A 26,452-nucleotide genomic window follows, 5' to 3' on the forward strand; every position below is an offset into this window, starting at 1 on the left:
ATGAAGCTATCTCGTCGCCAATTATTTCGTCAAACCGCTATTGCTTCAGCAATTAGTCTATTGCCAATGTCGTTAATTGCGGCAAGCAGAGAGGCTTTGCGTATTCCACCATTGTTAGAAAGTCGTCGAGGTAAACCTATTTTTCTTAGCTTAGAAAGCACGCAAGTTAAGGTCAACAATGAAAAAATCGTAGAACTTTGGGGTTTTAACGGACAATATTTAGGACCAACTGTTAAGGTGAGAAAAGGGGATTTTGTTAAGCTGAATTATCGCAATTTATTGCCACAACTTGTGGCGATGAATATTCAGGGATTGCAAGTAAGTAGTGATATCCTCGGCGGTATTGGTCATGGCTTAAAAACAGGGCAACATTGGGCCCCTATTGTGCCAATTACGCAATCAGCCGCGACTTGTTATTATCAATCTTGTTCCCTTGCGAGCTCCGCTTATCAAAATTACCGCGGTTTAGTTGGGATGTGGATTATTGAAGATGATGAAAGCCGCAAAGCTAATTTACCGAATAAATATGGTGTCAACGATATTCCGCTAATTCTGCAGGATGTACAACTCAATGATGAGGGAACGCAATTATTTCAACAAAATGAACCGCACTTTTTCGGTAATCGTTTGTTGGTTAATGGGCAAGAAGCTCCTTATTTAAATGTGGCACGTGGTTGGGTTCGCTTACGCTTAGTCAATGCTTCGTTATCCAGAGCCTATGAATTACGTTTAGATGATGATCGCGAGTTTTTCGTTATTGCACAGGATCAAGGATTTCTTCCACAGCCTAAAAAAGTGACTTCTGTCATGCTTGGAATAAGTGAACGTATTGAATTATTGGTGGATCTCAATGAAGGTGGCAACGTTAGTTTAATTGTGGGTAAAAAACGTGGTTTTATTGATAAAGTGGGACTTTTCTTCGATAGTGATAACCAACTTAGCGACAATACCGTATTAGAATTGCGTCCAGAAGGTTTACTTTCTGTTTTCACCAATAAACCTGATTACCAATTTAGTCAGTATGCTAGTTTACCAACGGAAATTGCACAAGAGCGCCAATTCCATTTGGATACGCTCAACTCAATGATTAATCAAAAACGTTTTGATCCTCGCCGCATTGATGTGAATGCGAAACAAGGTTCAGTGGAACGTTGGACGTTGTCTGTTTCGTCCGCGACTGGCTTTCGTATTCAAGGGGCAAAATTCCTGATTGAAAGCAAAGACAATGTGCAAACGACAAGTGATGAGCTGGTGTGGAAAGATGCGGTTTGGATTGAAAAACAAGCCTCATTATTAGTGAAATTTGATAATTTATCCTCCAATTCGCAGCCCTTTATTTTTGGCGCGGCAGATTTAATGCAGGCAGATAAAGGCGCGATTGGGTTGATTGTAGTACAGTAACAAACAAAAGTGCGGTGGAAATAACCGCACTTTTTACTTGAATAAGAAGGAATGATTATGGCTTGGGTACAAATTCGTTTGAATAGCACCAATGAAAAAGCAGAAAAAATTAGCGATTTTTTGGAAGAATTAGGTTCCGTATCTGTTACCTTTATGGACAGCCAAGATACCCCGATTTTCGAGCCATTACCGGGCGAAACACGTCTTTGGGGCAATACAGATGTAATGGCGTTATTTGATGCAGAAACAGATATGCAGCCTATTTTAACCGCACTTCAGCAGAGTGGCTTATTGGAAACTGATTTTGCTTATAAAATTGAGCAAATTGAAGATAAGGATTGGGAACGTGAGTGGATGGATAATTTCCATCCAATGCAATTCGGCAAGCGTTTATGGATTTGCCCAACTTGGCGTGAAGTGCCCGATGAAAATGCGGTTAATGTGATGCTTGATCCCGGTTTGGCATTTGGTACAGGCACACATCCCACTACAGCGCTTTGTTTAGAATGGTTGGATAGTTTAGATCTTGAAGGAAAAACAGTGATTGATTTTGGTTGTGGCTCAGGTATTTTAGCGATTGCTGCACTCAAATTAGGCGCGAAAAGTGCGGTGGGAATTGATATTGATCCGCAAGCAATTTTAGCGAGCCGCAATAATGCGGAACAAAATGGTGTAGCAGATCGCCTACAACTTTTCTTATCGCACGAAAAATCAGAAGATTTAAAAGCCGATATTGTGGTGGCGAACATTTTGGCAGGGCCACTAAAAGAGCTTTACCCGATTATTAGCCAACTGGCAAATGACAATGGTGATTTAGGTTTATCAGGGATTTTAGCGAGTCAAGCGCCTTCAGTATGTGAAACTTACCAACAAAAATTCAGTCTTGATCCTGTGGTAGAACGTGAGGAATGGTGCCGAATTACAGGGAAATTGGCTTAATTCGTAAAAGTCAACTAGAGAAAGGCATATTTTTCTGTGTTTTGTTTAAAAATTATGCTTTTCAAACCCTTCAAAAGTGCGTATCATAGCATCCCTTGTCGGTAACGATAGCCGAATATTTAACCAATAATATTCGGTTTCTTTTTTCTGTTTTGTTTACATTGGAGTCCATAATGCGAATTGGTCAATATCAATTAAAAAATCGCATTTTGTTGGCACCAATGGCGGGGATTACGGATCAACCATTTCGTAAACTTTGTGCAAGTTATGGTGCAGGGTTGACCTTCTCTGAAATGATGTCCACAAATCCTCAGGTTTGGCATACAGAAAAATCAAAACTGCGTTTATCTCATCATCAAGATGCGGGTATAAATGCGGTACAAATTGCAGGCGCAGACCCTGAAGAAATGGCGTTAGCGGCTCAAGTAAATGTGGAATATGGCGCTCAAATTATTGATATTAATATGGGTTGTCCAGCTAAAAAGGTAAATAAAAAACTGGCAGGTTCTGCCTTGTTACAATATCCCGATTTGGTCGCAAAAATACTTGAGGCGGTGGTCAATGCAGTGGACGTGCCTGTCACATTAAAAATTCGCACAGGTTGGGATCGCCAACATCGGAATTGCGTAGAAATTGCTAAAATCGCACAACAAAGCGGTATTCAAGCACTCACTATTCATGGACGCACAAGAGAATGTTTATTTGAAGGTGAGGCAGAATACGACAATATTAAAGCGGTTAAACAAGCAGTTTCGATTCCAATCATTGCTAATGGTGATATTACAACCGTAGAAAAAGCAAAATTTGTTCTCGATTATACGGGAGCGGATGCCATAATGATTGGGCGTGGGGCATTAGGTCAGCCTTGGCTATTTCGGTCGATGGTCAGCTTAATTGAAACAAATTCATTATTATCGGAACCTGACCTAGCAGAAAAGTGCGGTGTAATTTTGCAACATATTGCGGCATTACATCAATTCTATGGTGCTGAAAAAGGCTACAGAATTGCGCGCAAACATGTGGGTTGGTATTTACAAGGAATTTTTCCTGATTCCGATTTTAAACAGACTTTTAATGCGATTACATCTGCGGATGAACAATTAGTTGCATTGGAAGATTTTTTTAATTTTATTCGCTATGGAAACAACAATGTTTGAACAAACTACAACTTCTACAAATATGTTTATCGTGCCAGAATTAAATGCACAATCTCAAACTGTGAGCAAACCTTTACGTGATTCAGTAAAACGTGCATTAAAAAATTACTTAGTACAACTTGATGGGCAAGATGTTAACGATCTTTATGAACTGGTTTTAGCAGAAGTTGAACAACCGATGTTAGACATGGTTATGCAACATACTCGTGGTAACCAAACTCGTGCAGCATTAATGTTGGGTATCAATCGTGGCACATTACGCAAAAAATTAAAACAATATGGTATGGGCTAATTGATTGGCTTAAGATCTCTTCTAAATGGCTCGTTGTGAGCCATTTTTTCTTTCTCTCAAAAAAGTCTTCAAAATGCACCGCACTTTTTGTACTTTCTTTTATTAAAATCAAATTATTTTACATTTCACTCTTGAAAGCATAAATTTCTTCCCCATATAATCCTCACATTTGTTACAAATCTTACTTTAGAGGAAATTCAAAATGGCAATTCGTCCTTTACACGATCGTGTAATTATCAAACGTGAAGAAGTTGAAACTAAGTCAGCAGGCGGTATCGTATTAACCGGCTCAGCAGCAACCAAATCAACCCGCGCTAAAGTGATTGCAGTGGGCAAAGGTCGCATTTTAGAAAATGGCACAGTGCAACCTTTAGATGTAAAAGTTGGCGATACTGTGATTTTCAATGATGGTTACGGCGTAAAAAGCGAAAAAATTGATGGCGAAGAAGTATTAATCGTTTCTGAGAACGATATTTTAGCGATTGTAGAATAATTTGTCCCTCAAATACTTTGGTTTAAATTTATAGGGATGTCATATTGGCGTCCGTTAAAAAAGGAAAAATAAAATGGCAGCAAAAGACGTAAAATTTGGTAACGATGCTCGTGTAAAAATGTTAGCAGGCGTGAATGTATTAGCAGATGCAGTGAAAGTAACTTTAGGTCCTAAAGGTCGTAATGTGGTATTAGATAAAGCCTTTGGCGCGCCAACCATTACAAAAGATGGTGTGTCAGTTGCTCGTGAAATTGAATTAGCGGATAAATTCGAAAACATGGGGGCACAAATGGTGAAAGAAGTTGCTTCTAAAGCCAATGATGCTGCTGGTGATGGTACAACAACAGCGACAGTTTTAGCGCAAGCTATTGTTAACGAAGGCTTGAAAGCGGTTGCTGCAGGCATGAATCCAATGGATCTAAAACGTGGTATTGATAAAGCGGTTACTGCAGTTGTTGCAGAATTAAAAGCACTTTCAAAACCATGTGAAACTTCAAAAGAAATTGAGCAAGTGGGTACGATTTCTGCAAACTCTGACAACATTGTGGGTAAATTAATCGCTCAAGCAATGGAAAAAGTGGGCAAAGAAGGCGTTATCACTGTTGAAGATGGTACGGGGTTAGAAGATGAATTAGCGGTTGTAGAAGGTATGCAATTCGACCGCGGTTATTTATCACCATATTTTATCAACAAACCTGAAACAGCGACTGTTGAATTAGATAATCCATTTATTTTATTAGTGGATAAAAAAATCTCTAATATTCGCGAATTATTACCTGTATTAGAAGGTGTGGCGAAAGCGGGTAAACCATTATTGATCATCGCAGAAGATGTGGAAGGTGAAGCACTTGCAACTTTAGTTGTGAATACCATGCGTGGTATCGTAAAAGTAGCAGCTGTGAAAGCACCAGGTTTTGGTGATCGTCGTAAAGCGATGTTACAAGATATCGCGATTCTTACTGCAGGTACAGTGATTTCAGAAGAAATCGGTATGGAGTTAGAAAAAGCAACTTTAGAAGATCTTGGTCAAGCTAAACGTGTTGTAATTAACAAAGATAATACCACTATTATTGATGGTATCGGCGATGAAGCACAAATCAAAGGTCGCGTAGCTCAAATTCGTCAACAAATTGAAGAAACTACTTCTGATTACGATAAAGAAAAATTACAAGAACGCGTAGCTAAATTAGCTGGCGGTGTTGCTGTTATCAAAGTAGGTGCTGCAACTGAAGTTGAAATGAAAGAGAAGAAAGATCGTGTGGAAGATGCACTACACGCAACGCGTGCAGCGGTTGAAGAAGGTATCGTTGCGGGTGGTGGTGTTGCATTAGTTCGTGCAGCAAGCAAAGTTGCAACGCACTTAACCGGTGACAATGAAGAACAAAATGTGGGTATTCGTTTAGCATTACGCGCGATGGAATCGCCATTACGTCAAATCGTTGAAAATGCAGGTGAAGAAGGTTCTGTTGTGGCAAGTGCAGTTAAAGCTGGTGAAGGTAACTTCGGTTATAATGCAAGCACAGAACAATATGGCGATATGATTGAAATGGGTATTTTAGATCCAACTAAAGTGACTCGTTCTGCATTACAATTCGCAGCTTCTGTTGCTGGTTTAATGATTACTACAGAATGTATGGTAACAGAATTACCGAAAGATGAAAAAGCTGACCTAGGTGCTGGCATGGGCGGAATGGGAGGCATGGGCGGAATGATGTAATTCCCCCCAACAATCCACAATTTAAAGGACTGTTTCTGAATATATCAGCAACAGTCCTTTTATTTTTGGCGGTGAAAGTTATCTTTTTATGGTCTTATTCACCTAATGTAGCGACCATCACAGCTTTAATGGTATGCATTCTATTTTCAGCTTCGTCAAACACAATGGATGCCTCAGATTCAAATACTTCATCTGTTACTTCCAAACCATTCATTCCATATTTTTCTGCAATTTCTTTCCCTACTGTGGTTTCTGAATCATGGAATGCAGGTAAACAATGTAAGAATTTCACTTTCGGATTTTGCGTTAATTTCATTAATTCTGCATTGACTTGATAAGGCTTCATCAGATTAATTCTTGCTTCCCAAGCTGATTCTGGCTCGCCCATTGATACCCAAACATCAGTATAAACGAAATCAACATCTTTTACGCCTTCTGCGACATCTTCTGTACAAGTAATTTTTGCCCCTGTTTGTGTAGCAAGTTCAGCAACTTCATCTAACAATTTTTGTTCTGGGAAAAATTGTTTTGGTGCAACCAATCGTAAATCCATTCCCATTAATGCTGCGCCTTCAACAAAAGAATTGCCCATATTGTTGCGCGCATCGCCTAAATAAGCCATTTTAATTTGATTTAACGGTTTATCGCTATATTCAAGCATGGTTAAAAAGTCAGCTAAAATTTGCGTTGGATGGAATTCATCCGTTAAACCATTCCACACCGGCACGCCTGAGAAATCAGCCAAGAACTGTACTAATTCTTGTCCAAAGCCACGATATTGAATACCGTCATACATTCTGCCTAGCACACGTGCTGTATCTTTCATTGATTCTTTATGCCCAATTTGTGAGCCGCTCGGTCCGATATAACTCACTTTTGCACCCTGATCAAATGCGGCTACTTCAAAAGCACAACGAGTACGTGTTGAGCTTTTCTCAAAAATGAGTGCTATATTTTTACCCTTCATTGTTTGTTTTTCTGTACCTGCCTTTTTATCTGCTTTTAATTTCGCAGATAAATCAAGCAAATAACGAATTTCATTGGGAGTAAAATCCATTAAGCGTAGGAAATGACGATTTTTTAGATTAGGTGTATTTGCAAGCATAGCGCTTCCTTATTATTGATGAATGATTGTTAATCAAAATTATAGTCATTTATCGGATCTTTTCAAAAGTTTTATCGCCAAATTGGTTTTGAGGTAAAAACGCTGTAAAAATCCACCGCACTTTTTTCTTTTATCAGCGCTCACAGAAGAGTATTCTGCTATACTTTGGTCAAATCTATAGCTAATTAATTGGATAAAACCATGCCATCTTCACAACCATTTCGTTTGCCTATTGTTCTTGGCGCTGATAATCGCTATTTACCGCAAATTTACACAGTAATAAAGTCTATCTGTTACCATAATCGTAACATTAAATTTTACTTATTTAATAAAGATATTCCATCAGAAACCTTTAATCATTTAAACCAAAAGTTAGCTCACCTGAATAGTGAAATTATTGATATAAAAATTAATAATCAGCAAATTGCGCAATATCGAACCTATCAACATATTAGTTCCGCTTCCACTTTTTTTCGTTATTTTATTGCTGATTATGTGATTGAACCCAAAGCACTTTATCTTGACTGTGATTTGGTTGTAAATGGCGACTTAATGTCGTTATATCAGATTGATATTGAAAATTATTTTTTAGCTGCGGTAAAAGATAATGTTGCAGAAAAAATACATCAGAAAACTGATTTTAACGCTGGTGTCATGCTTATTAATGTTGAAGCATGGCGGAAGAACAACATTTCCGAATTGGCGATTGATTTATCTAATAAATATATTGATCAAATGCCCGATGCTGACCAAAGCATTTTAAATTTGATTTTTAATCAACACCATTGGCTACGATTAAATAGAGGATTCAATTATTTAATTGGTTGTGATTATCTCTTTCAACGGTTTAATATGGCTCAATACATTGAAGATTTAGGGGAGGAGCTCCCACTAATTGTGCATTTTAATACAGAAGCCAAACCTTGGTTATTAGAAAATTTAACCCGTTTCCGCTCATTGTATTGGGATTATGCTAATTTAGATTGGAATGAGATTTATCAACATCACCAAATGATGTAGCTGTCTTGGGATGGTTAATAGAAATGGCGATGCTTAAAAGTTGCTCAAAATCTACCGCACTTTTTTCTTTCTTCGGATTTCTCTATAATTGAGCAGAATAAATATTTACGATAGGAAACGATTTTGTTACATAACGATTTTCAAGACCATCATCAACTGGAAAAATTAATTGAACAGAAATTAGCACAGCAGGATGTTTTTGGGTTATTTGATGAATTATTCACTTGGTTACGACAGGGGAAAGATGATGCTCAACCTCGTTTTTATTTCATTATAAAAACGCTAAAACACAATGAAGATTTAGGACAAAAATTTGCTTCTCAATTGTGTCGTTGGATTTGCAGTATGCGCATTTATCCGCTGCTTATTAGCTGTGGAATTCTGGCGCGCGAAGGATTTGGACGAGAAATGAAAAATCGTATTTATGAGAAAATTAATCCTTCTTATAAAGACCCAACAGATTTGCGAGATGTATTTTTCTTATTGTTCAATGATAAAAATGATGCAGATTGGATAAACCATATTCCCAATCAATATTGGCAATTTTTAGTGAGTTTATTAAGTCGCTATGCCAGCGCCCATGAGCGAGAAACCTTATACAATCATCTGCGTTATGAAGGCCTATTTGCGATTGAAATGCTTTCTATTTGGATTGCTGCGGAAGATATGGATCCAGAATTAATGCGTCTTGATCCTGAATTATTAGAGGCTGATAGTCCATTTGTAAGCTTACAACGTGAAGTACATAATTGGGTCAATGCACAACGGAATAATGAGAATTATGATACTGACCATTTAGAAGTGATGTTTGAGCAAAGCCAAGAGTTGATTGAGCGTTTACAAAAGAAAGGTAGCACAGAGGGATCGTCTTTAGGTGTGGCACATTTATTAGAACGTTTATCGCAGACCTTAGTTCGTTTAGCTGAATTAATGGATGCCTTTGGTTCAAATCGTTTTCTGCCTCGTCGCTTAATTCATTTAACAGGGAATTTAGCTATAGCTTCAGCAGATCAGCATAGTGTTTCTCGTTTATGGAAACAAAGTGTGCGAATGTTGGCCCGTAGTATTACGCAAAATACCAGTGATCATGGCGAACATTATATTACGCGTAATAAGAAAGAATATTTTTCTATGTTTTATTCCGCGGCAGCTGGCGGTGTTTTAATTGCCTTTATGGCGTTAATTAAAATTTACATTGGTAATGTGGTTGATGGAAAGGTACTAAAAAGTCTGCTGTATGTGTTAAATTATGGCATTGGGTTTGTGGTGATCTTTATGTTGCATTGTACCGTTGCAACAAAACAGCCAGCAATGACTGCTGCCCGTTTTGCAGAAGCCGTAGAGAAAAATCCACAGGGTAAGATCGTTGATATGAAGCTTGCGCAGCTGTTAGTGGATGTATTTCGTTCACAAAGTATTGCGGTATTAGGTAATATTTCTATTGCGATCAGTTTGGCGATGATTATCGCGATCCTTTACCAATCCATAAGTGGAACCCCATTACTCAATAGTGAAGCCGTTGCTTACCAATTACATTCAATTGATCTTTTCTCAGGAACACTTTGGTTTGCGGCAATTGCTGGCGTATGGCTCTTTTGTTCGGGCATTATTTCTGGTTTCTTTGATAACCGAACAAATTACCTGAATTTAAAAATGCGCTTAAGACATCATCCTTTATTAAAACGCATTATGACTAAAAAAGTGCGTGAAGTTTTTGCCGATTATGTACATGATAATTATGGCTCAATTATGGGTAACCTATGTTTCGGTTTATTACTTGGTTTAACAGGGTTAGTTGGTTATTGGACGGGATTACCACTAGACATTCGTCATGTTGCTTTTTCCTCTGCGAATTTAGGCTATGCGACTGTTAGCGGTGATTTATCTTCAGCTGTTTTTTTACAAGGATTGCTATATGTGTTACTTATTGGATTGGTGAATTTAGTGGTCAGTTTTTCATTAACATTATGGGTCGCATTAAGATCCCTTGGAACAGAAATTGACAGTTGGAAAAACATTGGGCAATCGTTATGTCAAATTATTAAGCAAAGACCGTTAAGTTTATTTTTGCCAATACAATTAGATTCATCTAAAGAGCGTTAATACACAAATTGACAGTGCGGCTTATTTTTCTTAGCATACGCCTGATTATTTCAGTTTAATGGAGAAAATATGGATTTATCCACCTATTTGCAATTCTTTATTGGGTTAATAGCGTTGGTTAACCCTATTGGTGTTGTGCCCATTTTCTATACAATGACATCAGATCTGACGAAAGAACAGCAAAATCGTACTGCAATGGTCACTTGTTTTTCTATCGTTGTGATTTTATTGGTGAGTTTCTATTTCGGTAATTTTATTCTGAAATCTTTTAGTATTTCCATTGATTCTTTCCGTATCGCTGGCGGGATTATTGTTGTACTCATTGCGCTTACTATGATTAACGGTAAAATTGGTGAACATAAAATCAATAAAGAAGAAAAAACAGAGCATGCGCATATCGCAGATTATAATAATATTGCGGTCGTGCCATTAGCCATGCCAATTATGGCGGGGCCGGGTTCAATCAGTGCGACTATTGTTTTTGGTTCTAGCCAACATGAATTTATCGATTATGTTTATTCTTCTATTACAATCAGCTTATTTGGACTCTGTTGTTACATCTTATTCCGTTATTCCAAACCAGTGATTAATAAGCTAGGTACCACAGGTTCAAACGTCATCACTCGTATTATGGGTTTGTTGCTTATGTCCTTAGGTGTAGAAATTATTACCTCTGGGTTGCGAAATATTGGCGTGTTCTAAACAAAAAATTGCGGTAAATTCTACCGCACTTTTTGTATATGTGGTTTAACAAAATCTTCTCTAAATCATTTTCAAACTTTCTCTTTTGCTCTAAAGTTAAATTAAATTTATTTAATTGAATAAAATTTTGAAAAATATTCATTCTCTCTATTTTTTTATTAATTCATCAAAAAAATATTTGTGATTTTATTGAGAATTATTGCATATTATCTGGGAGCCAAACGATTGGCTATGATATGCAAACACAATGATTAAAATAAAAAGGGAAACAAATTATGTCTAACCAACTTGCTTCTTTAGAGGAATTCCTGAGTTATGTGGCTCAGCGTGACGGACACCAACCTGAATTTTTACAAGCTGTGCGTGAAGTATTAACTTCATTATGGCCATTCTTAGAAAAAAATCCTAAATACCGTTCACAAGCCTTACTTGAACGTTTAGTTGAACCGGAGCGAGTTATCCAATTTCGTGTAGCATGGACTGATGATAAAGGTCAAACTCAAGTCAACCGCGCGTTCCGCGTTCAATTCAATAGTGCAATTGGTCCATTTAAAGGCGGAATGCGTTTCCACCCATCAGTAAACTTATCTATTTTAAAATTCTTAGGCTTTGAACAAATTTTCAAAAATGCCTTAACTACATTACCTATGGGTGGTGGTAAAGGCGGTTCTGATTTTGATCCAAAAGGCAAATCAGAAGGCGAAGTTATGCGTTTCTGTCAAGCATTAATGACCGAATTATATCGCCATATTGGCGCAGATACTGACGTGCCAGCGGGCGATATCGGTGTTGGTGGTCGTGAAGTGGGCTACTTATCTGGCTATATGAAAAAATTATCTAACCAAGCTGCTTGTGTCTTTACCGGTCGTGGTTTGTCATTTGGTGGTAGCTTAATTCGCCCAGAAGCAACGGGTTATGGTTTAGTTTATTTTGCTCAAGCGATGTTAGCTGAAAAAGGACAATCTTTTGCAGGCAAAACAGTGTCAGTTTCTGGCTCAGGTAACGTTGCGCAATACGCAATCGAAAAAGCACTGCAATTAGGTGCAAAAGTGGTGACTTGTTCGGATTCAGCGGGTTATGTTTATGATGAAGCAGGATTTACCCCTGAAAAATTAGCGGCATTAATGGAAATCAAAAACGTTAAACGTGGTCGTGTAAAAGAATACGCAGAACAATTTGGCTTAAAATATGTGGAAGGTAAACGCCCTTGGGAAGTAAAAGTGGATATTGCTTTACCTTGTGCAACTCAAAATGAGCTTGATTTAGACAATGCAAAAGCTTTGATCGCAAATGGCGTACAGCTTGTAGCGGAAGGTGCAAATATGCCAACTACCATTGAAGCAACAGATGCTTTCTTAGAAGCTGGTGTCTTATTTGGACCTGGTAAAGCAGCGAACGCAGGTGGTGTGGCAACTTCAGGTTTAGAAATGGCGCAAAGCTCACAACGTTTATATTGGTCGGCTGAAGAAGTGGATAAAAAATTACATAATATTATGTTAGATATTCACGCGAACTGTAAAAAATACGGCAGCGACGAAAAAGGCAATATTAACTATGTTGTTGGCGCCAATGTTGCAGGTTTCGTTAAAGTGGCGGATGCAATGCTAGCGCAAGGCGTGCTATAACGAAAATCATTGCTTTCAACCCTCGTGAATCGCGAGGGTTTTTATTTTGTGAAAAAAGTGCGGTCTATTTTTAGATAGTTTTGTTTGATCTTATAGCATTTTGCTCTAAGCAATTTGTTAAAATCGATTGTTATTTTTGTTCTGATGGTGTTAAATCATCAGCATTATGTCGTTTTTATGTGAGTTTTATTATGTGTCAATTACTCGGAATGAATTGTAATACGCCAACAGATATTGTGTTTTCTTTTGAAGGATTCCGCCGCCGAGCAGGACTGACAGACTGTCATTCAGATGGTTTTGGTATTGCTTTTTTTGAGGGTAAAGGTGTCAGAATTTTCCGCGATAATCGACCTGCTGCATTATCACCGATTGCTGATTGTGTAAAGCAATACAACATTAAATCATTGAACGTGATTGCGCATATTCGCAAAGCGACACAAGGTGAAGTGAGTATTGAAAACACCCACCCTTTTATTCGTGAAATTTGGGGAGAAAATTGGGTTTTTGCACATAATGGCAACTTAACGCAGTTGCCAGAGCTTTCCACTCATTTTATGCAACCTATTGGTGATACCGATTCAGAAGCGGCATTTTGTTATATTGCGGAATATTTAAAAACACATTTTCCTACTAAGCCGGCAGATGCAGAGCTTTTTCAGGCGATTCAGGAGGTAACCCAAATATTAGTGCAGTATGGCACCTTTAATTTTATTTTATCCAATGGAAAATGGATGATTGCCCATTGCTCAACCAATTTGCATTACATTACTCGTCAAGCGCCTTTTGGTAAAGCACAGCGCGTTGATGATGATGGTGTCATTGATTTCAATGATTACACTAAGAGTAATGATAAAGTCACCATTATCACCACCTTCCCTTTAACTAAAAATGAACATTGGGTGAAAATGGGTAAAGGTGGTTTTGTCTTTTTTAAAGACGGCGAAAAGCAATATGAAGTACAGGGTGTGGAGAGTGAATTTATTGATGACGGCACTTTGGGAAATTGCAGATCGTTATAACCTAAATAAAATCCTTCTATGATGTAGAGGGATTTTTTTATTTTCCAACGCGTTTAATAATTAGACAATTTTCTTCCACTTTTTTCTACTGAATAGTTTTAGTTAGATTATTGTATTTATATTATTGATTTATATATGAAAATTTATCTTGTCTTATTGTTAATTATCTTTTCTCCTCATTTATTCTGTCTTCAGTCACAAATTTATCCACATAACATTTGGATAAATCCTACATGAGTAATTTTTGTCTGTATTTAGAACAGTTATATTCAATTCATTGTGGAAGATTCTGTGGAAAAGTGCGGTGTATTTGGAACGACTTTTTTCTTGCCTGATCTTTAAACAGCCTTCAATGGATTAAGTCTTTTCAGGCGACTTTGCGATAAATGTCAATGTTATCTCAGATTATCCTTGATTTATACCTAGGTTATCCACAGAGTTATACAAAAAGTATCTATTTTTCACCGCACTTATTGACAATAAGGAGTTCTATATTGGGAATAACTATTGGCGAAAATAGCATACTGTGCCATAATCTCCGGTTATTATTGAGATTGTTTTTAAAGTTAAGGTGAACGATAGTGATCGATTTCGATGGCTACCGTCCTAATGTGGGCATTGTCATTTGTAATACGCAGGGACAAGTGCTATGGGCAAAAAGGTACGGACAAAATTCTTGGCAATTTCCGCAAGGGGGAATTAATGAAAATGAAACACCCGAGCAGGCGATGTACCGCGAATTATATGAAGAAGTAGGCCTGTCTAAAAAAGACGTTCGTTTGCTTTATGCTTCAAAGCATTGGTTGCGTTATAAATTACCTAAGCGTTTATTACGTTATGACAGCAAACCCATGTGCATTGGGCAAAAACAACGTTGGTTTTTATTGCAATTAGTGAGCGATGAAAAGGCCATTAATATGAATTGCAGTAAATCGCCAGAATTTGACGGTTGGCGTTGGGTGAGTTTTTGGTATCCTGTTCGTCAAGTGGTTTCTTTTAAACAAGATGTGTATCGTAAAGCGATGAAAGAATTTGCGAGTTTCTTATTTGATACAGATCGTGCAGCTCAAAATTTGACAGCAGCCTCTCATAAGCCAGCAGAAGCAGCGAAAAAAGCACCTTATTATCATAAATACCCATCAAAATCACATAAAAAAGAGAGAAAATTCCGATGATCACATTATTTCTCATTTGTTTAGTTGTAGGATGTTTGGCTGGTTTTTTAGCAGGTTTGTTTGGTATTGGTGGTGGATTGGTCATCGTGCCAGTCCTTGTTCATTTGCTGCCAATGGTGGGCGTACCTGAACATATGTTAATGAAAGTAGCGCTAGGTACGTCTTTTGCCACTATTATTATTACCGGCGCGTCTTCTGCTTACAATCATTACAAAGTGGGCAATATTATTTGGCAATCCCTAAAAGTTTTTGCTCCTGTTGTGATGGTTTCAACCTATATTGCTAGTTTGTTTGTTAGTAAGCTACCAAAAGAATATTCAAGTAAAATTTTTGCTGTATTGGTGGTGTATCTTGCCACGAAAATGATTTTATCCGTTAAATTAAAAACAGGTAACAAACCTTTTACCACTACTTCAGCGGTTGTTGGTGGTAGTCTAATTGGCTTAGCTTCAAGTGGTGCAGGTATTGGTGGTGGCAGTTTTATTGTGCCTTTTTTAAATGCAAGAGGATATGAAATGAGACAAGCCATTGGTTCTTCTTCCTTTTGTGGCATGCTATTAGCCACTGCTGGTGTAGCGAGTTATATTTACAGCGGTTGGGGTAATACAGAAATGCCAGAATGGTCAATCGGTTACATTTATTTACCCGCAGTACTAGGTATAACTTTAACCTCTATGTTTACAACGAAAATTGGTGTAAGAACCGCCACTCGTCTGCCGGTGCCAACATTAAAACGCTACTTTGCCGTATTTTTAATTATTATGGCGATTAAAATGTTATTTAGTTAATTTAAAAGGAAACTTCATTTTATATGCAACAATTTATCCATTTGCCTTATATTGATCCTGTTATTTTTTCCATCGGCCCTTTAAGCTTGCGCTGGTACGGATTAATGTATTTATTAGGCTTTGGTTTTGCTTATTGGCTAGGCTCACGTCGCGTTAAACATTCACATGGACAATGGACTGAAGAGCAATTTGAACAACTCCTTTATAACGGTTTTGTTGGCGTGATTTTAGGTGGACGTATTGGCGATGTGTTCTTCTACAATATTGATCAATTTATACAAGATCCTTTGTATTTATTCCGTATTTGGGAAGGGGGAATGTCTTTTCATGGTGGCTTAATTGGCGTCATTGTTGCAATGTTGTGGACTTCTTTCCGTCAAAAACGCTCTTTCTGGCAGACTTCAGATTTAATTGCGCCACTGGTTCCTTTTGGTTTAGGTCTAGGGCGTTTAGGCAATTTTATTAACAATGAACTTTGGGGACGTCCTGTCGAAAACTTAGATGCGGTACCTTGGGCAATGTATCCTTATGGTTACCAAGGAAGTTTGCCATTACATCCTTCCCAATTATATGAAATGTTACTTGAAGGCGTGTTGTTATTCCTTATTCTTAACCTCTTTATTCGTCGCTCTCGACCTATGGGCGCGGTGTCAGGATTATTTTTATTAGGCTATGGTCTTTTCCGTTTCCTTGTTGAATATGTACGTGAAATTGACCATAACGTAAATAGTGCAACAGATCTGATTACTCGTGGTCAAATGTTATCTTTACCGATGATTATTGCGGGTATTGGGATTATGATCTGGGCATATCGCCGTCAAAGTGCGGTGCAAAAATAGGGAGTTTTTATGCGTCAATATTTAGATTTATGCCAACGTATTGTTGATGAAGGTGTTTGGGTAGAAAATGAGCGCACAGGTAAACGTTGTTTAACGGTGATTAATGCCGATTTGACCTATGATGTGGCGAACAACCAATTTCCACTGATTACCACACGTAAAAGCTATTGGAAAGCGGCTATTGCTGAATTTTTAGGCTATATTCGAGGCTATGATAATGCTGCAGATTTTCGTCAGTTAGGCACAAAAACTTGGGACGCCAATGCCAATGAAAATGAAGCTTGGCTCAATAATCCCGCGCGTAAAGGCACTGATGATATGGGACGCGTTTATGGTGTACAAGGGCGTGCTTGGCGTAAACCTAATGGCGAAACTGTCGATCAGTTGCGAAAAATTGTGAATAACCTCAGTAAAGGTATTGATGATCGTGGTGAAATTCTGACTTTCCTTAATCCTGGTGAATTTGAGTTAGGTTGTTTGCGCCCCTGCATGTATAGCCATACTTTTTCATTATTAGGTGACACCCTTTACTTAACCAGTTACCAACGTTCTTGTGATGTGCCTTTGGGCTTGAATTTCAATCAAATTCAAGTATTTACCTTCTTAGCATTAATGGCACAAATTACTGGCAAAAAAGCGGGACAAGCCTATCATAAAATTGTCAATGCGCATATTTATGAAGATCAGCTTGCCTTAATGCGAGATGTGCAATTAAAGCGTGAGCCTTTTCCGTCCCCGCGTTTAGAAATTAACCCAGATATTAAAACCTTGGAAGATTTAGAAACTTGGGTAACCATGGATGACTTCAAAGTGATTGGCTATGAATGTCATGAGCCCATTAAATATCCGTTTTCTGTTTAAGCATGGAACAGCAATTTTCCCAACAACAATTTGATGAGCAAATGATGCAATATGCATTATCGCTCGCAGATAAAGCACAGTCCTTGGGCGAGATTCCTGTTGGCGCTGTGCTTGTTGATGAAAATGGTGACATCATTGCGGAAGGGTGGAATTGCTCAATCTCACAACATGATCCTACCGCGCATGCTGAAATTATTGCCTTACGCAAAGGCGCGGCTAAAATCCAAAACTATCGTTTATTAAATACCACCTTATATGTCACGCTTGAACCCTGCACCATGTGCGCTGGCGCCATTCTGCATAGTCGAATTAAACGCTTAGTTTTTGGTGCTTATGATTACAAAACAGGTGCAGTGGGATCGCGTTTCCATTTCTTTGATGATTACAAAATGAACCATTTTCTCACCATCACTGGCGGGATTTTGGCGGAAAAGTGCGGTCAAAAATTAAGTGATTTTTTCAAGCAACGTCGTGAGCAGAAAAAAGCTGAGAAAAACTCGGGCTAAGCTATTCCTTTTCTTTAATCTTTTTGCATTTAAGCGTATAATATTTAAGATTTTTTGCGCTAAGCAAACTCAGTATTTTAATTTATCATTTGGTACAAAATATGTCTGAACAATTTGATTACAAAAACACATTAAACCTTCCAGCTACAGGCTTCCCTATGCGTGGAGATTTAGCTAAGCGTGAGCCTGCAATGTTGAAAAATTGGTATGATAAAAATCTTTACCAACAAGTACGTGATGCACGTAAAGGCAGAAAAACCTTTATTCTTCACGATGGCCCTCCGTATGCGAATGGTTCCCTTCACTTAGGCCACGCGGTTAATAAAATTCTAAAAGATATTATTATTAAATCTAAAACTGCAGCGGGTTTTGATTCACCATTTATTCCTGGTTGGGACTGCCATGGTTTGCCGATTGAATTAAAAGTAGAAAGTATTGTGGGTAAACCGAATGAGAAAATTTCTGCGGCAGAATTCCGTGATGCTTGTCGTAAATATGCGGCTGAACAAGTAGAAGGTCAAAAAGCGGACTTTATTCGTATGGGCGTTTTAGGTGACTGGGATAATCCGTATTTGACGATGAATTTCCGTACCGAAGCGAACATCATTCGTGCCTTTGGTAAAGCGGTAGAAAATGGGCATTTATACAAAGGCTCAAAACCTGTTCACTGGTGTTTAGACTGTGCATCTTCTTTAGCAGAAGCAGAAGTGGAATATGAAGATAAAGTTTCTCCTTCAATTTATGTGCGTTTCCAAGCGGTCGATTCTGAAGAAGTTTTAGCAAAATTCAATGCAACGGGTAAAGGTAACGGCAAGCTTTCAGCAGTTATCTGGACAACAACTCCTTGGACATTGCCTTCAAACCGAGCGATTGCAATTCACGAAAATTTAGATTACCAAGTTGTTCAATTTAATGATGAACGAGTGATTTTAGCTAAAGATCTGGTTGAAGATGTCGCTAAAGCGGTTGGCGTTGAACAATTTGAAGTGCTTGGTGAAGCAAAAGGTGCTGATTTAACTTGGTTGCGTTTTAACCATCCATTCTATGAGTTCAGCGTACCATTTATTTTAGGTGATCACGTTACTACGGATGGTGGTACCGGTTTAGTTCATACTGCACCAGACCACGGTCAAGACGACTATGTGATTTCAATGAAAAATGGCATTGAAATGGCTGGATTAATTGGTAACGACGGTTTATTTAAAGCGGATGTGCCATTCTTTGCAGGCAAAGGCGTGTTTGAATCGAATGATCTTGTGGTTGAAAAACTCAAAGAAGTGGGTGCATTACTGAAATTCAGTAAACTGAAACATAGCTATCCACATTGCTGGCGACATAAAACACCTATTATTTTCCGTGCGACACCACAATGGTTCATTGGTATGGAAAAACAAGGCTTACGCCAACAAGCGTTAAGTGAAATCAAAAAAGTGCGTTGGATTCCAAGCTGGGGTCAGGCTCGTATTGAGAAGATGGTAGAAAATCGCCCAGATTGGTGTATCTCTCGTCAGCGTACTTGGGGTGTGCCTGTTGCGTTATTTATCAATAAAGAAACCGAAGAACTACATCCACGTACAGTAGAATTAGTGGAAGAAGTTGCGAAACGTGTTGAACAGAAAGGTATTCAGGCTTGGTGGGATCTTGATCCAAAAGAATTATTAGGTGCAGATGCAGACCAATATATGAAAGTGCCAGATACTTTAGATGTATGGTTTGACTCTGGGGCTACTTATTTCACCGTAGTAAAAGATCGCCCTGAATTTAACGGCAATGAAACGGATATGTACCTTGAAGGTTCAGACCAACATCGTGGCTGGTTTATGTCTTCATTAATGCTTTCAACGGCAACAGATAACAAAGCACCTTATAAACAGGTATTAACTCACGGTTTCACTGTGGATGAAAAAGGCTACAAAATGTCGAAATCCCTTGGTAATGTGATTTTACCAAGCGAAGTGTGGAACAAAAACGGTGCTGATATTTTACGTTTATGGGTTGCTTCAACAGACTATACGGGTGAAATCGCTGTTTCTCACAAAATTTTAGACAGTGCGGGCGACACTTACCGTCGTATCCGTAACACAGCACGTTTCTTATTGGCGAACTTAAACGGTTTCGATCCAAAACGTGACTTAGTGAAACCAGAAGAGATGATTAGCTTAGACCGTTGGGCAGTTAGCTGTGCGTTAGATGCACAAAATGAAATTAAAGAAGCTTATGATAATTACCAATTCCATACGGTTGTACAACGTTTAATGCGTTTCTGCTCTATTGAAATGGGCTCATTCTATTTGGATATTATCAAAGACCGTCAATATACAACCAAAGCGGATAGCTTGGCTCGCCGTAGCTGCCAAACGGCGTTATGGCATATTAGCGAAGCCTTAGTACGTTGGATTGCCCCAATTCTTTCATTCACAGCAGATGAAATTTGGAACTACTTACCGAAAGTAGATGGTCGTTCAGAGTTTGTCTTTACAGAAGAGTTCTATGATGGCTTATTTGGCTTAGGCGAGAGCGAAAAATTAGACGACAACTACTGGCAGCAACTGTTAAAAGTGCGTTCAGAAGTGAACCGCGTTTTAGAAGTGGCTCGTAATGAGAAACTTATCGGTGCTGGCTTAGAAGCGAAAGTAACGGTTTATGCAAACGATGACATTCGTCCATTATTAGAACAATTGGGCAATGAATTACGTTTTGTGCTCATTACTTCACAAGCCGTTGTGAAACCATTATCAGAAGCAGACGTTGCTGAAGGTGAACTAGCTGGTTTAGCAGTAAAAGTTGAACGAGCTGACGGCGAAAAATGCCCACGTTGTTGGCACTTTGCGACAGATATTGGTGCCAATGCAGAACATCCACATATTTGCGGACGTTGTGTGGAGAATGTGGCTGGCGAAGGTGAAAAACGTCAATTTGCTTAATAAGTAGAAAAAGTGCGGTGAAATTGACCGCACTTTTTATCTAATAAAAATCTGATTTCTCTCTATTTTAGGAAATTATGAATAATCGAACTGGATTATCTTTTTTATGGCTAAGTATAATCACTTTTGTTTTAGACTTAGGGACAAAGTACTTAGTGGTAAAGAACTTTGCTCTTTATGAAAGTGTCAATGTTCTGCCATTTTTTAACTTAACTTACGCTCGTAATACAGGAGCGGCATTTAGCTTTTTAGCTGATCATGCAGGTTGGCAGAAGTATTTCTTTATCGCTTTAGCATTGGTAATTTCAGCCATATTAATTTATTTTCTGAAAAAAAATACCGCACTTCAGAAATTACAAAATGCAGCTTATGCGCTGATTATTGGTGGTGCATTAGCGAATATGGCTGATCGTGCATATCATGGATTTGTTGTCGATTTCTTTGATTTTTATTGGCAAGATTGGCACTATCCAATTTTCAATGTCGCGGATATTGCTATTTGTATTGGTGCAGGATTATTGGCGCTCGATGCTTTTAAAAATGATCCGAAAAAACAAAAATAACTTAACGAATTTATTGTAATTAAAATATGAAAATCATTTTAGCAAACCCGCGAGGTTTTTGTGCGGGAGTGGATAGAGCAATTAGCATTGTGGAATTAGCACTGGAAATCCATGGTTCGCCAATTTATGTTCGTCATGAAGTGGTGCATAATCGTTTCGTAGTGAACAGTTTACGTGAACGAGGGGCAATCTTTGTAGAAGAATTAGACGAAGTGCCAGATGATTCTATCGTGATCTTCTCTGCTCATGGGGTGTCACAGGCGGTTCGCCAAGAAGCAAAACGCCGTAATCTTAAAGTGTTTGATGCAACTTGCCCTTTGGTTACAAAGGTGCATATGCAAGTAGCAAGAGCAAGCCGTAAAGGGACTAAAGCTATTTTAATCGGTCATGAAGGGCATCCAGAAGTAGAAGGCACTATGGGGCAATATGATAATCAAGAAGGGGGTATCTTTTTGGTTGAGAATGTGGAGGATATTGCAAAGTTAGCCTTAGGAAATGACGATGATCTTACGTTTATGACACAAACAACCTTATCCATTGATGATACTGCAGATGTGATTGAGGCGCTGAAATTAAAATATCCTAATATTCAAGGTCCACGTAAGAATGACATTTGCTATGCAACAACAAACCGTCAGCAAGCTGTGCGCGAATTAGCACAGCAATCGGATTTAGTGATTGTTGTTGGCTCAAAGAACTCTTCAAATTCTAATCGATTAGCCGAATTGGCGGAACGTTTGGGAACGCCTGCTAAGTTACTCGACGAGGCAAATGATATTGATCCTGATTGGTTGCAAAATGTGAAAACAATTGGTTTAACTGCGGGTGCCTCTGCACCAGAAGTTCTAGTGCAATCAGTGATAAGCCGATTAAAAGAATTGGGTGCGACCGTAGTAGAAGAATTACAGGGGTGTGAAGAAAATACGGTTTTTGAAGTACCTAAAGAATTACGTATTAAAGAAGTACATTAAATAATAAAAAACCCAGCATATGCTGGGTTTTATCTATATGTTTAGCTATTATTCTGCAACAACTACAACATTTAATGTTGCGAATACTTCGCCATGAAGTTGGAAACGAACTTCGTGATCACCAGTAGTACGTAATGGACCTGTTGATAAACGAACTTCAGATTTCGCTACTTGAACGCCTGCTGCTGTTACAGCTTCAGCTACATCGCGAGTAGTGATAGAACCGAATAAACGACCTTCATCACCTGCTTTAGAAACGATAGTTACATTTTCTAACGCTGCGATTTGTGCTGCACGAGCTTGTGCTTCTGCTAAAGAAGCTGCTGCTTTTGCTTCAAGTTCTGCACGACGTGCTTCAAAGTGTTCAATGTTTGCTTTAGTTGCCATAACTGCTTTACCTTGTGGGATTAAGAAGTTACGAGCAAAACCTGATTTCACTTCAACTTGATCACCTACATTACCTAGGTGAGCAATTTTATCTAATAAAATAACTTGCATTACCGAGTCTCCTTAATTACTGATGATTGTCAGTGTATGGAAGTAACGCTAAATAGCGTGCGCGTTTGATAGCACGAGCTAATTGACGTTGATACTTCGCACGAGTACCGGTAATACGGCTTGGAACAATTTTGCCGCTCTCTGTGATATAGTTCTTTAATGTAGCGATATCTTTGTAATCGATTTCAACTACGTTTTCCGCTGTGAAACGGCAGAACTTACGACGACGGAAATAACGTGCCATTTGGCTAGTCTCCTAATCTATAAATTCGATTTGCTCGGCATGTAATACTAATTGGTATGAACCTTTTGCGGTTCTGTGAGTATTAATAAATCCCACGACCAAAAGTTGACTGCCGACCGTAATGCTTTGAGTTTTTTGAATTAATGCATTGCCACTAATTTGAACTGGTAGTTTACACCAAGCTTGGCGCGTTAAATCTGCTTCTATTTTATTGGAACGATGTTCGAGTAAAAATTGGCAGTGTTGTACGCCATTAGGGCTTATACTTCGTTTGGGCTTTTCGGCAACTTTACCGATGAGCGACAAACGATTATCAATATTCAAATTACTCCTCAGCATCCTCAAAATCGTTGGTTTCAACTTCAGCTAAAGCTGGACGACGTTCGTCTTTTGCTTTAACCATTGGGGACGCTTCTGTTACGGCGTGCTTAGTACGAATAATTACGTTACGAAGAACTGCGTCATTGTAACGGAAAGTTGTTTCAAGCTCGTCGATGACTTGTTGAGGCGCTTCTACATTCATTAACACATAATGTGCTTTGTGTAATTTATTAATTGGGTACGCTAATTGACGACGACCCCAATCTTCTAAGCGATGAATTTGACCGCCAGCTTCTTTAATAGAACCTGTGTAACGTTCAATCATGCCTGGTACTTGTTCGCTTTGGTCCGGGTGAACCATAAACACGATTTCGTAGTGACGCATTACTGCTCCTTACGGGTTAATCAGCCTCCGGGATAGACCAGTCACCAATCTGCGGAAGCAAGGAACTAAAAATGGATGTGACTGTAGGGTGCGGATTATACAGATTTAGCGCAGAAACTCAAGCAAAAGATAGTAAAAATCAGTAAAAAAAACACCGCACTTTTCATTCATTTGATGAACGTCTAAAAGTGCGGTGATAATTTGATGTGTTTTACCTGATTAATTTTTTTCTTGCACCACAAAAAAGAGGGCGTGGCGAGCAGCTAAGCGACTTTTAGCTTGCTTTAAACTACGGATACGCACAGAACGACGTGCCTGTGATAATGCAAATGAACGGTTCTTTTTTAAATGTTTTGTACGTCTAACAGCCATAATGCTCCCCTTTTATGATTGATTTTAATGTTGACGAATATTTAATTGATAGCTCGCACTTTCATTACGTCGTGCAGCAGCTCTGACTAAATAGACTCGAATTTTATATTTTCCATTATATTTGGCTTTTCCTTGAAAATGTTCATTTTCCATATTTGAAAAAATAGCTTGAGCATGATTTGGTTCGAACAAGCTAAAATAGATGAAACGGTTATGACTTGTTAGATCTATTTTTAATTGTTCACCTTTCTTTACTTTTAAATAATGCTCAGTAACCTGGTATCTTTTTATGTTGCCTTTGATTGTATGATTAACCTGAGCATGAGCTGAGGTTGCTAATAGGAATATAGCGGTAAAAATAGCGAATAGTTTCTTCATTCTGATTTCTCGATAGAAAGTTGAGTTTGTTCAGCGTTTGTTTGTTGATTTTCTTGCACGCGATAGTAGTTAATGATGCTATTCATATAGCGGCGAATATTTTCAACATATTGAAAGGCTTCATATCCTCTAGCATAACCATATTTCAAATTTGCATAATAGCGTTTTTCAGCGAGAAGCGGTAAATTTTTCTTCACATCTAGCCAATTATCAGGATCGCCACCGAGATTTTTAGTTAAACGGCGGGCATCTAACATATGCCCAAGCCCCATATTATAAGCACTCAAAGCAAACCAAATACGATCTTCTTGTGGCACAGTATCCGGCACTTGAGAAATTAGCCAATGTAAATAGCCTGAACCTGCCTTAATGCTTTGTTCAGGATCGGTTCGATCCGTAATTTTCATTCGATCTGCGGTTGCTTTTGTCAGCATCATTATGCCTCGAACGCCTGTCGGAGAAGTGGCATCTTTGTCCCAATGGGATTCTTGATAAGCAATAGCAGCAAGAAGTTGCCAATTTAAATCGCCTTGATATTTCTGAAAAAGTGCGGTGTATTTTGGCAAAATTGTCTCAATGGCGTTGGTATAAGAACGCATATCCACATAATCAAATTTGGAGAAATGGTTAAAGTATTTTTCTTCAATTTTGGCAATGAGTCCGCTTTCTAAGGCGTTATTCATAAAATCGAGCAACGCAGCTTGTAATTCACTGTAAGAGCTATTGGGTAAATACCAATGCACAGTGGATTCATCGGTAACATCAAAGGCAACACCTAACTGGGGTTTAATTTGTTTAGCGGCTGATACATCAATGGAATTTGCAATAGTATAATCAATTTTTCCTTCCGCAAGTTGTAATAAGAGTTCTTCTTGCGTGTATTTATTTTCAACTTTCCAAGTGAGTTGAGGGTGTTTTTCCTGTTTGTTTTGTAATAATTGTTCTAATTCAGAACCACCTGCAATAACGAGGCGACCATTTAATTGGTCTAAAGAGGTTGGACGCGCTTCACCTTTTCGGTAAACCAGTTGCCAAGAAGCTGAATAATAGGCTGGACCAATTTGGAAGTGATCTGTTCTTTGTGGTTGATAAAACAAGTTAGCGGCAGCAATATCAATTTCATTTTTATTCAAAGCGTCAAATAAAGATTGGCTGTTATCCAACGTTTTAATTTCTAAATTCACGTCTAAATAATCAGCAAAGGCTTTGCTTAACTCATATTCTAAACCTGCTTGTCCATTGGCATGAATAAAATAGGACACTGGGTTGTTAATAGTGCCAACAACCAAGGTTTTGCGTTCTTTTATAGCTGTGTAATGATTTGCCTCGGAACGCATAATTTGTTGCCAAGGGAAAACCATATCAATTGCCCAAAGTAATAAGGCAACTGCTGCGATAATGCGTAAAAATAATCCTTTCATAATGAATAAATGAAATTGTTATTTAATCTGTTGTTCAATCTGTGATTTATAGGGAATGATTGGCATCATACTATAATCTCGATGGAATTTGGCAAAAATTCTACAACTAAAAAGGAATATGAGGGGAAAAACTAGACTTCATTTCAATATTTGCATATAATCGACCGCACTTTTCTGTTGCCCCCATAGCTCAGCGGTCAGAGCAGACGACTCATAATCGTTTGGTCGCTGGTTCAATCCCAGCTGGGGGCACCAATTATTTCCTATCTTTCTCATCCTATGCTAAAATTCCACGTTCGAATATCCAAAAACAAATAAGAGAATATGAATTTAGTCGATTTTTTAGTGAACAAATTAGATGATTTAAAAGCCACCGAAATTCAAGCCATTGATGTGCGTGGTAAGTCTTCAATTACCGATGATATGATAATCTGCACTGGTACTTCGAGTCGCCATGTGGCTTCCTTAGCGCAAAAGCTGATTGATGAAAGCAAACAAGCCGGTTTTGCGACTTTTGGTGAAGAAGGCAAAGCAACGGCAGATTGGATTGTGGTGGATTTTGGTCAAGCAATTGTGCATATCATGCAACAAGATAGTCGTGATATGTATCAACTTGAGAAATTGTGGGCGTAA

28 protein-coding genes and 1 tRNA gene are annotated in these 26,452 nt (G+C 38.4%); 21 read left to right on the forward strand and 8 right to left on the reverse strand.

Going from position 1 to position 26,452, the window contains the following annotated elements:
* From ACT2CV_RS04470 to groL, 6 genes are all read left to right on the forward strand, one after another.
* Entirely contained in the window at positions 1-1,401 is a 1,401-nt protein-coding gene (locus ACT2CV_RS04470) for a multicopper oxidase domain-containing protein (RefSeq protein ID WP_464973595.1), read from the forward strand.
* A gap of 57 nt (positions 1,402-1,458) precedes the next feature.
* Positions 1,459-2,340, forward strand: a complete 882-nt coding sequence (gene prmA / locus ACT2CV_RS04475; RefSeq protein ID WP_464973596.1) for a 50S ribosomal protein L11 methyltransferase — start codon at positions 1,459-1,461, stop codon at positions 2,338-2,340.
* 173 nt (positions 2,341-2,513) lie between these two features.
* Entirely contained in the window at positions 2,514-3,497 is a 984-nt protein-coding gene (gene dusB / locus ACT2CV_RS04480; RefSeq protein WP_464973597.1) for a tRNA dihydrouridine synthase DusB, read from the forward strand.
* Positions 3,490-3,789, forward strand: a complete 300-nt coding sequence (gene fis / locus ACT2CV_RS04485) for a DNA-binding transcriptional regulator Fis (RefSeq protein ID WP_464973598.1) — start codon at positions 3,490-3,492, stop codon at positions 3,787-3,789. The genes dusB and fis overlap by 8 nt, the downstream gene beginning before the upstream one ends.
* Before the next feature lie 202 nt (positions 3,790-3,991).
* Positions 3,992-4,282 carry a co-chaperone GroES gene (locus tag ACT2CV_RS04490; protein ID WP_464973599.1) on the forward strand — a complete coding sequence of 97 codons (291 nt, stop codon included), beginning with the start codon at positions 3,992-3,994 and terminating at the stop codon, positions 4,280-4,282.
* Between the two features lie 73 nt (positions 4,283-4,355).
* The gene (gene groL, locus ACT2CV_RS04495; protein ID WP_464973600.1) at positions 4,356-5,999 is read left to right on the forward strand and encodes a chaperonin GroEL; all 1,644 of its coding nucleotides are present in this window, start codon (positions 4,356-4,358) and stop codon (positions 5,997-5,999) included.
* Between the two features lie 94 nt (positions 6,000-6,093).
* Here groL and argF read toward each other — a convergent pair whose 3' ends face one another.
* Entirely contained in the window at positions 6,094-7,104 is a 1,011-nt protein-coding gene (gene argF, locus ACT2CV_RS04500; protein WP_464973601.1) for an ornithine carbamoyltransferase, read from the reverse strand.
* A gap of 201 nt (positions 7,105-7,305) precedes the next feature.
* Here argF and ACT2CV_RS04505 point away from each other — a divergent pair, with 201 nt between their 5' ends.
* The 13 genes from ACT2CV_RS04505 (at position 7,306) to ispH (ending at position 22,200) form a co-directional block, all read left to right on the forward strand.
* Positions 7,306-8,124 (forward strand): glycosyltransferase family 8 protein, encoded by an 819-nt coding sequence (locus tag ACT2CV_RS04505; RefSeq protein WP_464973602.1) that lies wholly within the window; start codon positions 7,306-7,308, stop codon positions 8,122-8,124.
* Between the two features lie 123 nt (positions 8,125-8,247).
* The gene (locus ACT2CV_RS04510) at positions 8,248-10,227 is read left to right on the forward strand and encodes a site-specific recombinase (RefSeq protein WP_464973603.1); all 1,980 of its coding nucleotides are present in this window, start codon (positions 8,248-8,250) and stop codon (positions 10,225-10,227) included.
* Between the two features lie 69 nt (positions 10,228-10,296).
* Positions 10,297-10,929: a YchE family NAAT transporter gene (locus ACT2CV_RS04515; RefSeq protein WP_464973604.1), complete on the forward strand. Its 633-nt coding sequence runs from the start codon at positions 10,297-10,299 to the stop codon at positions 10,927-10,929.
* A 275-nt stretch (positions 10,930-11,204) separates the two neighbouring features.
* Positions 11,205-12,554: an NADP-specific glutamate dehydrogenase gene (gene gdhA, locus ACT2CV_RS04520; RefSeq protein WP_464973605.1), complete on the forward strand. Its 1,350-nt coding sequence runs from the start codon at positions 11,205-11,207 to the stop codon at positions 12,552-12,554.
* 191 nt (positions 12,555-12,745) lie between these two features.
* A complete protein-coding gene (locus ACT2CV_RS04525; protein ID WP_464973606.1) occupies positions 12,746-13,573 on the forward strand; it encodes a class II glutamine amidotransferase in 828 nt (275 codons plus the stop codon).
* A 581-nt stretch (positions 13,574-14,154) separates the two neighbouring features.
* Positions 14,155-14,748 carry an RNA pyrophosphohydrolase gene (gene rppH / locus ACT2CV_RS04530; RefSeq protein WP_464973607.1) on the forward strand — a complete coding sequence of 198 codons (594 nt, stop codon included), beginning with the start codon at positions 14,155-14,157 and terminating at the stop codon, positions 14,746-14,748.
* Positions 14,745-15,536, forward strand: coding sequence for a sulfite exporter TauE/SafE family protein (locus ACT2CV_RS04535; RefSeq protein ID WP_464973608.1), 792 nt, complete (start codon positions 14,745-14,747; stop codon positions 15,534-15,536). Before rppH ends, ACT2CV_RS04535 begins: the two co-directional genes overlap by 4 nt.
* Before the next feature lie 23 nt (positions 15,537-15,559).
* Complete coding sequence (gene lgt / locus ACT2CV_RS04540) at positions 15,560-16,375, forward strand: prolipoprotein diacylglyceryl transferase (RefSeq protein ID WP_464973609.1); 816 nt, start codon at positions 15,560-15,562, stop codon at positions 16,373-16,375.
* A 9-nt stretch (positions 16,376-16,384) separates the two neighbouring features.
* Entirely contained in the window at positions 16,385-17,236 is an 852-nt protein-coding gene (locus ACT2CV_RS04545; protein WP_464973610.1) for a thymidylate synthase, read from the forward strand.
* A gap of 2 nt (positions 17,237-17,238) precedes the next feature.
* Complete coding sequence (tadA, locus tag ACT2CV_RS04550; RefSeq protein WP_464973611.1) at positions 17,239-17,742, forward strand: tRNA adenosine(34) deaminase TadA; 504 nt, start codon at positions 17,239-17,241, stop codon at positions 17,740-17,742.
* 101 nt (positions 17,743-17,843) lie between these two features.
* Positions 17,844-20,666 (forward strand): isoleucine--tRNA ligase, encoded by a 2,823-nt coding sequence (ileS, locus tag ACT2CV_RS04555; RefSeq protein ID WP_464973612.1) that lies wholly within the window; start codon positions 17,844-17,846, stop codon positions 20,664-20,666.
* Positions 20,667-20,743: 77 nt separating this feature from the next.
* The gene (lspA, locus tag ACT2CV_RS04560; protein ID WP_464973613.1) at positions 20,744-21,229 is read left to right on the forward strand and encodes a signal peptidase II; all 486 of its coding nucleotides are present in this window, start codon (positions 20,744-20,746) and stop codon (positions 21,227-21,229) included.
* A gap of 26 nt (positions 21,230-21,255) precedes the next feature.
* Positions 21,256-22,200: a 4-hydroxy-3-methylbut-2-enyl diphosphate reductase gene (gene ispH, locus ACT2CV_RS04565; RefSeq protein WP_464973614.1), complete on the forward strand. Its 945-nt coding sequence runs from the start codon at positions 21,256-21,258 to the stop codon at positions 22,198-22,200.
* Positions 22,201-22,248: 48 nt separating this feature from the next.
* On the opposite strand, the gene rplI is transcribed toward ispH, so the two are convergent.
* The 7 genes from rplI to mltF form a co-directional block, all read right to left on the reverse strand.
* Positions 22,249-22,698, reverse strand: coding sequence for a 50S ribosomal protein L9 (rplI, locus tag ACT2CV_RS04570; protein WP_464973615.1), 450 nt, complete (start codon positions 22,696-22,698; stop codon positions 22,249-22,251).
* A gap of 16 nt (positions 22,699-22,714) precedes the next feature.
* Positions 22,715-22,942, reverse strand: coding sequence for a 30S ribosomal protein S18 (gene rpsR / locus ACT2CV_RS04575; protein WP_005759927.1), 228 nt, complete (start codon positions 22,940-22,942; stop codon positions 22,715-22,717).
* A gap of 12 nt (positions 22,943-22,954) precedes the next feature.
* Entirely contained in the window at positions 22,955-23,281 is a 327-nt protein-coding gene (priB, locus tag ACT2CV_RS04580; RefSeq protein WP_464973616.1) for a primosomal replication protein N, read from the reverse strand.
* Positions 23,268-23,648: a 30S ribosomal protein S6 gene (gene rpsF / locus ACT2CV_RS04585; RefSeq protein WP_464973617.1), complete on the reverse strand. Its 381-nt coding sequence runs from the start codon at positions 23,646-23,648 to the stop codon at positions 23,268-23,270. The genes priB and rpsF overlap by 14 nt, the downstream gene beginning before the upstream one ends.
* 219 nt (positions 23,649-23,867) lie before the next feature.
* Entirely contained in the window at positions 23,868-24,020 is a 153-nt protein-coding gene (locus tag ACT2CV_RS04590) for a hypothetical protein (RefSeq protein WP_464973618.1), read from the reverse strand.
* A gap of 24 nt (positions 24,021-24,044) precedes the next feature.
* Complete coding sequence (locus ACT2CV_RS04595; protein ID WP_464973619.1) at positions 24,045-24,398, reverse strand: hypothetical protein; 354 nt, start codon at positions 24,396-24,398, stop codon at positions 24,045-24,047.
* Positions 24,395-25,819 (reverse strand): membrane-bound lytic murein transglycosylase MltF, encoded by a 1,425-nt coding sequence (mltF, locus tag ACT2CV_RS04600; RefSeq protein ID WP_464973620.1) that lies wholly within the window; start codon positions 25,817-25,819, stop codon positions 24,395-24,397. The genes ACT2CV_RS04595 and mltF overlap by 4 nt, the downstream gene beginning before the upstream one ends.
* A gap of 179 nt (positions 25,820-25,998) precedes the next feature.
* On the opposite strand from mltF, the gene ACT2CV_RS04605 reads away from it, so the two are divergent.
* Positions 25,999-26,074: transfer RNA gene (locus ACT2CV_RS04605), tRNA-Ile, on the forward strand.
* Between the two features lie 69 nt (positions 26,075-26,143).
* Complete coding sequence (gene rsfS / locus ACT2CV_RS04610; protein ID WP_464973621.1) at positions 26,144-26,452, forward strand: ribosome silencing factor; 309 nt, start codon at positions 26,144-26,146, stop codon at positions 26,450-26,452.

The organism is Reella acinonychis (genome assembly GCF_052384575.1).
Classification (GTDB): Bacteria; Pseudomonadota; Gammaproteobacteria; order Enterobacterales; family Pasteurellaceae; genus JBQSUQ01.

Coding starts and splice junctions, on each gene's coding strand:
- ACT2CV_RS04545 (WP_464973610.1), top strand. CDS start 16,385: ATGCGTCAATATTTAGATTTATGCCAACGTATTGTTGATGAAGGTGTT.
- rpsR (WP_005759927.1), bottom strand. CDS start 22,942: ATGGCACGTTATTTCCGTCGTCGTAAGTTCTGCCGTTTCACAGCGGAA.
- rplI (WP_464973615.1), bottom strand. CDS start 22,698: ATGCAAGTTATTTTATTAGATAAAATTGCTCACCTAGGTAATGTAGGT.
- fis (WP_464973598.1), top strand. CDS start 3,490: ATGTTTGAACAAACTACAACTTCTACAAATATGTTTATCGTGCCAGAA.
- ACT2CV_RS04525 (WP_464973606.1), top strand. CDS start 12,746: ATGTGTCAATTACTCGGAATGAATTGTAATACGCCAACAGATATTGTG.
- ACT2CV_RS04535 (WP_464973608.1), top strand. CDS start 14,745: ATGATCACATTATTTCTCATTTGTTTAGTTGTAGGATGTTTGGCTGGT.
- ispH (WP_464973614.1), top strand. CDS start 21,256: ATGAAAATCATTTTAGCAAACCCGCGAGGTTTTTGTGCGGGAGTGGAT.
- dusB (WP_464973597.1), top strand. CDS start 2,514: ATGCGAATTGGTCAATATCAATTAAAAAATCGCATTTTGTTGGCACCA.
- lspA (WP_464973613.1), top strand. CDS start 20,744: ATGAATAATCGAACTGGATTATCTTTTTTATGGCTAAGTATAATCACT.
- ACT2CV_RS04490 (WP_464973599.1), top strand. CDS start 3,992: ATGGCAATTCGTCCTTTACACGATCGTGTAATTATCAAACGTGAAGAA.
- ACT2CV_RS04595 (WP_464973619.1), bottom strand. CDS start 24,398: ATGAAGAAACTATTCGCTATTTTTACCGCTATATTCCTATTAGCAACC.
- gdhA (WP_464973605.1), top strand. CDS start 11,205: ATGTCTAACCAACTTGCTTCTTTAGAGGAATTCCTGAGTTATGTGGCT.
- ACT2CV_RS04505 (WP_464973602.1), top strand. CDS start 7,306: ATGCCATCTTCACAACCATTTCGTTTGCCTATTGTTCTTGGCGCTGAT.
- groL (WP_464973600.1), top strand. CDS start 4,356: ATGGCAGCAAAAGACGTAAAATTTGGTAACGATGCTCGTGTAAAAATG.
- lgt (WP_464973609.1), top strand. CDS start 15,560: ATGCAACAATTTATCCATTTGCCTTATATTGATCCTGTTATTTTTTCC.
- priB (WP_464973616.1), bottom strand. CDS start 23,281: ATGCTGAGGAGTAATTTGAATATTGATAATCGTTTGTCGCTCATCGGT.
- ACT2CV_RS04470 (WP_464973595.1), top strand. CDS start 1: ATGAAGCTATCTCGTCGCCAATTATTTCGTCAAACCGCTATTGCTTCA.
- ACT2CV_RS04515 (WP_464973604.1), top strand. CDS start 10,297: ATGGATTTATCCACCTATTTGCAATTCTTTATTGGGTTAATAGCGTTG.
- mltF (WP_464973620.1), bottom strand. CDS start 25,819: ATGAAAGGATTATTTTTACGCATTATCGCAGCAGTTGCCTTATTACTT.
- tadA (WP_464973611.1), top strand. CDS start 17,239: ATGGAACAGCAATTTTCCCAACAACAATTTGATGAGCAAATGATGCAA.
- rpsF (WP_464973617.1), bottom strand. CDS start 23,648: ATGCGTCACTACGAAATCGTGTTTATGGTTCACCCGGACCAAAGCGAA.
- ACT2CV_RS04590 (WP_464973618.1), bottom strand. CDS start 24,020: ATGGCTGTTAGACGTACAAAACATTTAAAAAAGAACCGTTCATTTGCA.
- rsfS (WP_464973621.1), top strand. CDS start 26,144: ATGAATTTAGTCGATTTTTTAGTGAACAAATTAGATGATTTAAAAGCC.
- argF (WP_464973601.1), bottom strand. CDS start 7,104: ATGCTTGCAAATACACCTAATCTAAAAAATCGTCATTTCCTACGCTTA.
- ileS (WP_464973612.1), top strand. CDS start 17,844: ATGTCTGAACAATTTGATTACAAAAACACATTAAACCTTCCAGCTACA.
- prmA (WP_464973596.1), top strand. CDS start 1,459: ATGGCTTGGGTACAAATTCGTTTGAATAGCACCAATGAAAAAGCAGAA.